Here is a 10,901-nt window from a genome sequence, read left to right on the forward strand (position 1 = left end):
CAGCCAAATTGTTAATCTATCTTTATAGGCTCTAGCCTATCCCTTAGTAATAACATTTCAAACTCTTCCAGACAAACGGGTTTACTAAAATAAAAACCCTGGATTTCATCGCATTTGAGTTGGTTTAAAAGAATAAATTGTTCCTCAGTTTCAACGCCTTCAGCTACAACCTTCATATTTAATCCATGCGCTAATTCGATTATCGCGTTCGTGATAACTGAATCTTGAGGATCCAAGACAATATTTTTTATAAATGATCGATCAATTTTTATCGTGTGAAACTGATATTGTTTTAAATAGGTAATCGATGAAAACCCTGTTCCAAAATCATCTAAAGATAATTTTATCCCTAGATCCTTTATTATGTTAAGCGTATTCCTTACAATATGTTCATTTTGCATTAAGGTACTTTCAGTAATTTCAAATTCTAGCAAGGTAGGGTCAAGCTTATTGGTTTTTATGATTTCAGTTACATATTTACCCCAATCCTTCTTAAGTAAATTTTTCGGAGAAATATTAATTGAGATCGGCACAACCTGATGTCTATTCTCCAGCCAAGAGCGAAGTTGTTCACACACATTCCGAACAACCCAATTTCCAATTTCTATGATCAATCCCGTTTCTTCTGCTAAAGGAATAAATTCTTGAGGAGAAACCAATCCCCATTCTTTGTGATTCCAACGGATAAGAGCTTCTGCACCGACTATTTTATTCGTAAACACATCTACTCGAGGTTGAAAATACATACAAAATTCATTTCGAGAAAGAGCATTGCGCAGATCCATTTCAAGCATAAAGGTTCTTTGCCCCTTATACTCTTCAATACTTTTTATCGGTAAATAAAAGATGTAATTATCCTTACCTAATTCCTTAGCACGACGTAATGCTGTATCAGCATTTTTTAATAATGTTTCTAAATCTAAGCCATGATTAGGAAATAGACTAATGCCTATACTCGTTGTGATAAAGAGTTCATATTCCTGAATCATAAACGGTTTCTTTAAAGCTGTTATAATCTTCTCTGAGATTGTAATTAATTCATTTGTATCCTCTAGAGATGGATACAAAATACCGAATTCATCACTACCTAATCTTGCTAAAAATCCGCCCTTAATGATGCATTGAGTAAGGCGAATTGATATTTGTTTTAATAATTCATCACCAATACTGTGTCCCAGTGTATCATTAACATACTTAAACCGATCCATGTCTAAATAGATAAGTCCAAATATACGATTCATTTCACTATGATACTCAATCATCTCAATTAATCTTTGATCAAACATTCTCTTATTTGGTAAATCAGTTAAGTAGTCATAACGTGCAAAATAAAGCATTTGTGCTTCAGCAGTTTTATGATTCGTAATATCAGAAATGATTCCATCCTTACGAATCATTTCACCATCATCAGTCATGTATGGTATCGTGTTGTCTTGCACCCAACGCACTTCATTATTTTTATGAATGATGCGATATTGGTGGTTAATATGATTACCTTTTAGTAAAAGCTTTTGTTGTGATAAGTAGCTTGGTAAGTCTTCAGGAAAGATAATCGCTTCCCAAGAAAATGAAGCATTCTTGATCTCATCATTTGAATAACCACAGATTTTTTGTACGCCATCTGAAATAAAAGTTGCCTTATACTCTTTCATGTTGATTGACCAAATGCCTACTTCAAGATTATTGAAGATCGTTTGAAACTGTTGTTCATTCTCTTTTAATCTTTTCTCAGCCAATCTTTTTTCTGTAATATCATGAATGATTCCAATGACTCTTACTGGTTTTTGATTTTCATCAATAATTAAACTGGCTTTTTCATAAACAATTCTTTCTTCACCATTTGGCCTGACAATACGATATTCTATTTCGTAATCAATAGCCAGATGAAGTGATTTATTAAAAATTTGTTCATATCGTTTTCGATCTTTAGGATGAACAATCTCAACCATACTGCTATAGGTTGGAACAAATTCTGTATGACTGTCTATTCCAGTAATACAATACATTTGATTTGACCAGAAGGCTTCATCCTCTAAGATATCATAATCCCAGCTCCCGATATTGGCGACTATTTGAGCATTATTAAGGCTATTTTGAACCTTTTCTAAGGCGATCTCTTTTTCCTTTAATTTACTGATTTCTTTAGCAATACCAAATATCCCGAGGATTTCACTCCCGACTATTATCGGGATATTCGTTACATTAATCTCTAAAGCACTGCCATCTTTACATAAGATAGCGGTTTCATAGCTTTGTACTTGTCCGCCACATGTTAATAAGAAGTTATCGATTGTCGAGTTCAGGTAATTCTTTTCAATATACTTTTCAAAGGAACCAAAAATCTCCTCATTCTTGTAGCCAGTGACAGAGTTTATGTGCTTGTTATAGGATAAAATGTTACCAGATAAATCTAATATAAAAACTAAATCAGGATGGTTATCAAAAAGAGATTTGTAGGTTTTATCGATGTTTTCAAATAAAGTTGACTGTTTGCCATTGATAGTGTTTTTCTGTGATAAAGCCTTCATGTCACTCAAAAAAGGAACCTCCTAATGTATGTAAATAATTTTATTCGAGTCTAATATGAAGTAGTTTAAAACGCCTTCTTAAAGTTCTACATTGATATCATCTATTCTAATTACTATTCGTCATTTTTAAGGGTATTGCCTACTAATTACCTATCATTAAACAAAATTATTAGCAATATTGTACCATTAATCTTGTTGTTTTCGACAGCATTCCGCTTAAAAAAACTACTATTCTAATAATTGAATCAGTCTCAACTTATCCCGCCTCAAAAAAATGAGTGATTACTCACTTTACAAAAGGAATAGCAGGGTTTATTATTTTAGTGAGTAATCACTCATTTTATAGGAAGAGGTGAAGAATTTTGAAACATACAAAAGAGATTGTTTCAATTCAACATATCTCAAGAGCATTTGGAAAACAGCAGGTCTTAAACGATATTAGTCTAGATATCTATGAAGGCGAGATCTTTGGACTTCTTGGGCCCTCAGGTGCTGGTAAAACCACGCTAGTCAAACAGTTGGTTGGATTGGATCTACCAACATCAGGAGAGAACTTTCTTTTTCAAGAAAAAATGCCATCATTAAAATTAATCGAAAGAGTCGGATATATGGCCCAAGCTGATGCACTTTATGGAGAATTATCAGCAAAGGAAAATCTTCAATTTTTTGCATCACTTTATGGTTTAAAGGGCATGAAGCAGCAACAAAGAATGACTGAGGTGATGGAAGTCGTTCAGCTTACTGATCACATGACTAAACTCGTCTCTAATTACTCTGGTGGCATGAAAAGAAGGCTATCATTAGCTATTGCACTTCTCCACGAGCCTGACATTCTAATACTCGATGAGCCTACTGTCGGGATTGACCCAGTTTTGAGAAAAAGCATTTGGGAAGCATTCTATGACCTAAAGAAAAGGGGTACGACGATTATTGTGACGACACACGTCATGGATGAAGCTGAAAAATGTGACAGATTAGGATTAATGCGAAATGGTGGCCTGATTGCAGTTGGTACACCAAAGGAACTGAAAGAAAAAACAAAGACCACAACAATTGAAGAATCATTTCTTGTCTATGGAGGTGCTACTAATGAGAATAAAAGCTTTAGTCATTCGAATTTTACGACAAATCGTTCGTGATAAAAGAACGATGGGGTTGCTAATATTCGCTCCAATACTTGTTTTAACGATGCTTCACTTCGTTTTTAATAGTGATGATTATAACCCTAAGGTAGGTCTAGTAAATGTTCCAGAATCAATCGTAGATAAACTCGAGCTAGATGACGCAACCGTCACTCAATATAATGAAGAAAAGGATGCTAAAAAGGACCTTTCTGATCGAGAAATCGATGGCTATGTCCGATTTGACAACCAGGTTCCTTCAATTTTTCTTGAAGGTAGTGATCCAAGTGTTACTGGAGCAACAGTTAAATGGATCCAAACCGCTTTAGGTCCTCTGCAAGGAAATAGCGCAGCTTTTAACCTTGAAGTTGATTACTTACACGGTTCCAGTGAAATGGGACAGTTTGATTATTTTGGACCAGTTCTTCTCGGATTTTTTGTTTTCTTCTTTGTATTCCTTATTGCTGGCGTTTCGTTTTTAAGAGAACGCACAACAGGAACACTCGAACGACTTCTATCAAGTCCATTGCGAAAGTGGGAAATCGTAATTGGCTATGTACTTGGCTTTGGTATATTTACCATGGTTCAGGCGTCAATCATTGCCGCTTATGCTATTTATGTATTAGGGATGCTGATGGAAGGAGCTTTCGTCTATGTCATGTTAATAACCTTACTCCTTTCGTTAACAGCTCTTACTTTAGGAATTTTACTTTCAGCTTTTGCTAATAATGAACTGCAAATGATTCAGTTTATACCGATTATCGTTGTCCCGCAAATTTTCTTTTCTGGATTGTTTAACTTAGAAACAATTTCTGACTGGCTCAGCTGGATTGGACCATTTACACCATTATACTATGCTGCAGATGCATTAAGAGAAGTAATGGTTAGAGGCTATGGCTGGGATGAAATCCACCTGGATCTCCTTGCTTTGGCAGGCTTCTCCATCTTATTTATGATGTTAAACATCTTAGCGCTTAGAAAGTACCGGAAAATATAGAATACGCACATAAACTAAATGTTGAATTTCACCTTCTAGTAAAAATCCTTTATTATAGACTTATATTCAAGGTACAAAGGAGCACAAAATGTCTGAACAAGATAAAATGATCGATGAATTGTTTAATCATGATGAGGAGTTAACAGAAAAGCAGAAAAAAATCTTAGCTGCTGCAATTGAGTCCTTTGCAGAGAAAGGCTATGCGGCAACCTCTACAAGTGAAATTGCGAAAAAAGCTGGTGTAGCAGAAGGAACAATCTTTAGGCATTATAAAACGAAAAAGGAATTACTGCTAACCATTGTTGCCCCAATGATGGCGAAACTAATAGCACCTTTTGTTATAAAAGATTTTAATAAAGTACTAAACCAGGATTATGAACGCTTTGAAGACTTCGTGAAAGCGATGATTGAGAACCGCACAAAATTTCTCGTAAGTAACATGCAGCTTTTTCGAATACTCATTCAAGAAATTCCTTTTCAACCAGAATTAAAAGAACAATTCAAGGAACATATTGCGAAAAAGATATTTGAACGTTTCGAAAAGGTGATTGCACATTACCAAGCTAAAGGACAGATCATTGACATGCCACCTTATAGCGTTATCCGGATGACAGCTTCAACGATCTTTGGCTATGTCATTGCCCGCTATTTGCTAGTGCCTGAAGCGGAATGGGACGATGAAGCAGAAATCGAAAGAACTGTACAAATTTTAATGCACGGGTTATCTCCTAAAAAGTAAAGGTTATCGATGTATTTTAAGTCGCATGCAAAAAGTAACAAGGAAGGCTAGTACATAAGATTTGGACCATCCTTCCTTGTTATCAACTATTTCATAAATCGCTTAATGATTTTCAAACTATTTTTTGCATTTGGATAACGAATACCTAAGTCAAAACGATTCGTTTGTTTGAGAACACTTTTGTAATGTGAGAAGGCAACAAAACTGGATTCACCATGGTATGAACCCATCCCACTTTCTCCTACTCCACCGAATGGAAGGTAAGGTGTCGCTATGTGCATTAACGTATCGTTTACACAGCCCCCTCCGAATGAAATGGAATCTGTAACCGCCCTTTCAATCTCTTCATTTGTAGTAAAAATATAAAGAGCCAATGGCTTTGGACGACTTGTAACAAAATCAATAACTTCTTGAATATGTTCATATTCAATTATCGGCAAAATCGGACCGAAAATTTCATCCGTCATAACAGATACTGACATATCTCTAGGCTTTAGCAAAGTGGGTCCAATCTTATGTTTTTCGTCGCTAATTTGTCCACCGAACAAGATTTCTCCATCATTTAAATACCCTCTTACACGATTGAAATGTCGGTCATTCACAATTTTGGGATAGTCTTCGTTTTCAATTGGATTTTGTCTATAAAAATCAACAGCAACTATTTTTAATTCTTCGATAAACTTGTTTCGAATGTCTTTATGAACGTACAAGTAATCAGGGGCTATACAAGTTTGTCCTGAATTTGTCCATTTTCCAAATGCAATTCTTTTAGCCGCCAAGCCTATATCTGCAGTTTCGTCTACAATACAAGGGCTTTTTCCCCCAAGCTCTAGAGTAACAGGAATCAATCGTTTAGCTGCTGCTTGCATCACGATTTTCCCAACCGGTACACTCCCTGTAAAAAAAATAAAATCAAACGGCTGCTCAAGTAAGTGGCTAGTTGTTTCTACTCCACCTTCCATTACCGTAATAAATGAGGGATCAAACACTTCTTTTATTACCCTAGCAAGCAAGCTTGAAGTATGTGGTGTTAATTCTGAGGGTTTTAAAATAGCCGTATTTCCCGCAGCAATTGCACCTATTAGTGGAGCTAGTTGTAATTGGAAAGGATAGTTCCATGGCGCAATAATTAGTGTGACTCCATAAGGTTCGGCAATTTTGTATCCTTTTGACCCAATATGGGTCTTTGCTGTTTTTACCTTTTCTGGCTTCATCCATTTGTTGATATTTTTTAAAGTAAAACGGATCTCTTCAAGCAAAAATCCAATTTCAGTAACATATGCTTCGGTTTTTGATTTATTTAAGTCGAGTTTTAGTGCTTCACATATTTGCTCCTCATTGGAACGGATTAGATCAGCAAGGTTTTCAAGCATTTTGACTCTAAATTCAATTGATTTTGTTTGACCACTATGAAAGAACTTTTTCTGCAGTTGAACGTTTGAATAAACTGAATCTAGCGTATGCTCTTTATTAATTGTTTTAGGCAACGAAATCCCTCCTATCTATTTAGCTTTCCTCAACACATATTGAATTTAAATGATATACAAACAACCTTTGAATGCGGTCTTTATTTAATCTTTCAGAATCAAGCAATGCATGTATGGCAATTCCATCTATTAGAGCATATAATCTTTCAACTTCTAAAGATTTATCAAGCTGTTCACGGAGTAGATTTTCATATTCTAGGTAATCTAGTAATTTTTTGAGTCTGTTATAGATACCATCTTGATATGCATCAAAGTAAAGAGCTTATCCTAATGTGAATAAGCTCTTACTACTTTATTAATAATTTTCGCTATTCAGTCTGTGGTTCCTGCTTTGTTGCAGGAGTTGACATTGCAAGTCGGTCATTCGTCAACATAAAAACAAAAACAATAACAAGAGCAGCAGGGATCAACGCCCACATAAATGTTTGGGCAATTGAACTAGATAAAGCATCTGTGATTTTTTCAAGTATCGGTTCAGGAATTGCTTTTCTTGCTTCAGGTGATAAAAGAGACCGTGGATCACTTGAGGCACTTCCCTCAAACGTTTGCCCGCTGCCTTCGAAAGATTTATTCATATGATCAGAAAAGATGTTCCGCTGGATGATTCCGTAAACCGTTATTCCGATCGTCATTCCAAGTTGTCGTACAAAAGAGATTGTTGAATTGGCTGATCCCCTTTGCCTTGCATCCATATGATGAATTGCAGCCATGCTTAATACAGAGAAGGAGGCTCCTGTGCCAAGTCCAACAATAATCATGTACAACGTTAAGGTTAATTTTGGTGTATCCACTGTCAGTGTACCTAGAAGGTAGATTCCAACAATGAAGATAACTGCGAAAGCCATCATCACATTCCGATATCCGATCCTTGACGCTAAGATTGCCCCTAGTTGACTCGAAACGACAACACCGAGCATCATAGGCAGAAGAATAAGTCCAGAATTTGTAGCAGTTCCTCCTGTGACACCCTGTACGTAAAGAGGGATATAGATAGATGCGACAATAAATGCTATACCATAAAACAATCCAACAAGAGTGCTAGAAGCAAACAATCTGTTCTTAAACATGGTAAACGATATAACCGGGTCTGATGCTTTCGTTTCGACAAATAAAAATGTTATAAATAAAATGACAAAGCCTACAAATAAACTAATAATATTAATTGAGTCCCAATCATATTCGTTTCCACCAAGCTCTAATGCAAACATAAGGCAAATAACTGAACCTACAAGGGTAAATGCACCAAACCAATCAATCTTTTGCTTAGAATGCTCTAGCGATTCTTGATAATATTTAAAGATTAAAAAGAATGAAAGTAGCCCGAGCGGAAGGTTAATGTAGAAAATCCAATGCCAGCTTATGTAATCCGTTATATAAGCACCTAGCAACGGACCAAAAATACTTGAAAGACCAAAAACTGCTCCAAACAAGCCTGTCATTTTCCCTCGTTTTTCTGGTGGGAAAATATCAAAAAGAATAGTAAAGGTGATTGGGATTAGCGCACCTCCACCAATTCCTTGTATAGCTCGATAAACGCTGAGCTGCTCAATACTTTGTGCTGTACCGCAAAGAATGGAACCAATTAAAAAAAGAACAATCCCGAAGATGAAAAATCGTTTGCGTCCAAACATGTCGGACAGCTTCCCAAAGATTGGCATACCGGCCATCTCAGCTACCATATAGGCAGAAGTGACCCATATGAATTTATCAAGGCCTCCCAAATCTGAAACAATTGTCCCCATCGCTGTTGCTACAATCGTATTGTCCATTGATGACATCAATATAGCAAGTAGCAAACCAGCAACAACAAATCCTAATTTGTTATTCTCAGTTTTCAAATGTGTGTCTCCTTTAATCTATTTAGGTTGTTTCCTTACTACTATAAAATCACTTAATGACACTCTTCAAATCTACAACATTATAATTTCACTTTAACCTTCATATTATCCTTCAAATTGACATCCACTAACAGTAGTCCTTTGTGACTCTTCAGGGAAGACACTAATACTTTAAGTGTCATTTTATCCAATGAATCAGGTAGCCATACACTTACTTTAGAATCTTGTTTTGTCCATTTTTTCACCTGTTTCCAAAAAGCATGTGACGATAAAAGAGAGCCACAGCAATTCAAAACAAAATAAGGAACTGGGACAACAATGCGATAGGTTTTCCTTGTTACAATCGTTACTTTAATCATTTATCTCACTCAATAATAACGGATACCTTATCGCCGTTTGCATAGGTAATATCAACGATTTGTCCGTCTATTTCGTTTTCTATGGCTTGCAGAAGAAGATCAATATCAATGTCCTTCACATACATTTCTGCTTGCGGAACCTTGGTTGCAATTCCATGGCCTGCTTTTAAAACAGCTTTAACTAGATTGATTGGCACATTCACATTAATATTATCTCTCTCAGTAGATAAAACTTGTACTCTAAGCATCTTTTTATTGTAAGCTTCTTCTTTTTCCGGTAGATTTCTTGTTTCGGTTCCTCTCATCACCTGTAGAAGTTCAGTTGCTTTTTCTACATCAAGCTTTCCTTCTTGTACCATGGCCATCACTTTAGCTATTTCCTCTTTCATATGCATCCACCTCACCTTCCTTAATCATGTTAATTGCCTCTTCAGGAGTTATTTCACCTGATTCTAGCATTGAGATTACCTTTTTCTTATCGATCTTACTTTTGGGTTGTGCAGCATATCCAAGCGCTTCAATAATTTCATTTAGTTTTCCACGGACTGTAGGGTAAGATATGGATAACTCCTTTTCTACTTCTTTAATATTTCCCCTACATTTTAAAAAAACTTCGATAAATTGAAGTTGCTCCTGTTCAAGAGAAAAAAATCTAGACATCTCAAATTCATTTTCAATAGTTGTTTGGCAATGTGAACAATGCAATTTTGTAACTTTCAACTTCTTGGTGCATACTGGACAATCTGTTATCAGTGGATAAGCCATGATTCTCCCCTTTCACGTTTATAACTTTATTTTAATATGAGAATTAAATAATTCAAGTTTATTTTTAAATATTTTAATTTTTTTGTATAAATTAATTAAATTTTATAATTCAATTATAACATTTGAATATTATCATCCATTCACATTTTGTAGGTTAATAACAAGAAAAGTCTTTAATTTAACTACATAAAGTAGCTTTTTCTAAGAACAAAAGCGCAAGCTCCTTGATCAGCCTCGGGCAAATAAGATGATTTAGAATAGAAGGCGTTCTTCGCCTTCTATTCTAAATTAGCTTATGACCTCGAGGGGCTAGGCGCTGGAGCTGGATGTCGTGCGCTTATCCACAGTTCAAGAATTTTATAATTTCCTAAACAATAAAAAAAGCCAACCTAAATGGTTGACTAGTTTTTGCTTTTTTTAATTACGCGCCTTAGAGGATTCGAACCTCTGACCGACAGCTTAGAAGGCTGTTGCTCTATCCTGCTGAGCTAAAGGCGCACTATATTTACAGTAGAAGTAAACTTCACGATTCACACCCTAAGAGAGGCGTTTTTTTAGCCATTTGAGGATTTCTCCAATTAAAATGGCTCCGCAGGTAGGACTCGAACCTACGACCGATCGGTTAACAGCCGATAGCTCTACCACTGAGCTACTGCGGAATAAAAATATGAAATGGTGGGCCTAAATGGACTCGAACCATCGACCTCACGCTTATCAGGCGTGCGCTCTAACCAGCTGAGCTATAGGCCCATTTTAAAAATTGGAGCGGGTGAAGGGAATCGAACCCTCATCATCAGCTTGGAAGGCTGAGGTTTTACCACTAAACTACACCCGCGAATTAATGGGGCGACTGATGGGAATCGAACCCACGAATGTCGGAACCACAATCCGATGCGTTAACCACTTCGCCACAATCGCCATAAGAGTTAAAATTAATCTAAAAAATGGTGGCTCGGGACGGAATCGAACCGCCGACACATGGATTTTCAGTCCATTGCTCTACCAACTGAGCTACCGAGCCATTTAGTTTTCGGCTTCCGTTAAGCTTCAAATCTCTTCGTCAACTC

At 36.2% G+C, this 10,901-nt stretch carries 9 protein-coding genes, 6 tRNA genes and 1 pseudogene; 3 read left to right on the plus strand and 13 right to left on the minus strand.

Features of this window, described 5'->3' with window-relative positions:
• Window positions 1-11: 11 nt before the first annotated feature.
• A complete protein-coding gene (locus tag I7822_RS04720; protein ID WP_243459271.1) occupies window positions 12-2,528 on the minus strand; it encodes a sensor domain-containing protein in 2,517 nt (838 codons plus the stop codon).
• 362 nt (window positions 2,529-2,890) lie between these two features.
• On the opposite strand from I7822_RS04720, the gene I7822_RS04725 reads away from it, so the two are divergent.
• The 3 genes from I7822_RS04725 to I7822_RS04735 all read left to right on the plus strand — a co-directional run bounded on the left by I7822_RS04725 (window position 2,891) and on the right by I7822_RS04735 (window position 5,385).
• Complete coding sequence (locus I7822_RS04725) at window positions 2,891-3,667, plus strand: ABC transporter ATP-binding protein (RefSeq protein WP_207975600.1); 777 nt, start codon at window positions 2,891-2,893, stop codon at window positions 3,665-3,667.
• Entirely contained in the window at window positions 3,618-4,646 is a 1,029-nt protein-coding gene (locus tag I7822_RS04730) for an ABC transporter permease (RefSeq protein ID WP_207975601.1), read from the plus strand. The genes I7822_RS04725 and I7822_RS04730 overlap by 50 nt, the downstream gene beginning before the upstream one ends.
• 88 nt (window positions 4,647-4,734) lie before the next feature.
• Entirely contained in the window at window positions 4,735-5,385 is a 651-nt protein-coding gene (locus tag I7822_RS04735; RefSeq protein ID WP_207975602.1) for a TetR/AcrR family transcriptional regulator, read from the plus strand.
• A gap of 86 nt (window positions 5,386-5,471) precedes the next feature.
• Here I7822_RS04735 and I7822_RS04740 read toward each other — a convergent pair whose 3' ends face one another.
• The 12 genes and pseudogenes from I7822_RS04740 to I7822_RS04795 all read right to left on the minus strand — a co-directional run bounded on the left by I7822_RS04740 (window position 5,472) and on the right by I7822_RS04795 (window position 10,855).
• A complete protein-coding gene (locus I7822_RS04740; RefSeq protein WP_243459250.1) occupies window positions 5,472-6,872 on the minus strand; it encodes an aldehyde dehydrogenase in 1,401 nt (466 codons plus the stop codon).
• Window positions 6,873-6,891: 19 nt separating this feature from the next.
• Window positions 6,892-7,110: pseudogene (locus I7822_RS30570) on the minus strand (TetR family transcriptional regulator C-terminal domain-containing protein); the annotation flags it as partial.
• A gap of 70 nt (window positions 7,111-7,180) precedes the next feature.
• Complete coding sequence (locus I7822_RS04750) at window positions 7,181-8,710, minus strand: MDR family MFS transporter (RefSeq protein WP_207975603.1); 1,530 nt, start codon at window positions 8,708-8,710, stop codon at window positions 7,181-7,183.
• Window positions 8,711-8,790: 80 nt separating this feature from the next.
• Window positions 8,791-9,069, minus strand: coding sequence for a hypothetical protein (locus I7822_RS04755; protein WP_207975604.1), 279 nt, complete (start codon window positions 9,067-9,069; stop codon window positions 8,791-8,793).
• Window positions 9,070-9,074: 5 nt separating this feature from the next.
• Window positions 9,075-9,458 (minus strand): hypothetical protein, encoded by a 384-nt coding sequence (locus I7822_RS04760; RefSeq protein ID WP_207975605.1) that lies wholly within the window; start codon window positions 9,456-9,458, stop codon window positions 9,075-9,077.
• Window positions 9,439-9,834 (minus strand): DUF2089 domain-containing protein, encoded by a 396-nt coding sequence (locus tag I7822_RS04765; RefSeq protein ID WP_207975606.1) that lies wholly within the window; start codon window positions 9,832-9,834, stop codon window positions 9,439-9,441. The genes I7822_RS04760 and I7822_RS04765 overlap by 20 nt, the downstream gene beginning before the upstream one ends.
• 424 nt (window positions 9,835-10,258) lie before the next feature.
• A tRNA-Arg gene (locus tag I7822_RS04770) sits at window positions 10,259-10,332 on the minus strand.
• 86 nt (window positions 10,333-10,418) lie between these two features.
• Window positions 10,419-10,493, minus strand: a tRNA-Asn gene (locus I7822_RS04775).
• 14 nt (window positions 10,494-10,507) lie between these two features.
• A tRNA-Ile gene (locus I7822_RS04780) sits at window positions 10,508-10,584 on the minus strand.
• An 11-nt stretch (window positions 10,585-10,595) separates the two neighbouring features.
• A tRNA-Gly gene (locus tag I7822_RS04785) sits at window positions 10,596-10,669 on the minus strand.
• Between the two features lie 7 nt (window positions 10,670-10,676).
• Window positions 10,677-10,752 (minus strand) — tRNA-His (locus I7822_RS04790).
• 27 nt (window positions 10,753-10,779) lie between these two features.
• Window positions 10,780-10,855 (minus strand) — tRNA-Phe (locus tag I7822_RS04795).
• Window positions 10,856-10,901: the final 46 nt, after the last annotated feature.

It is taken from the genome of Metabacillus bambusae, from assembly GCF_017497975.1.
In the GTDB taxonomy this organism is placed as follows: Bacteria; Bacillota; Bacilli; order Bacillales; family Bacillaceae; genus Metabacillus; species Metabacillus bambusae.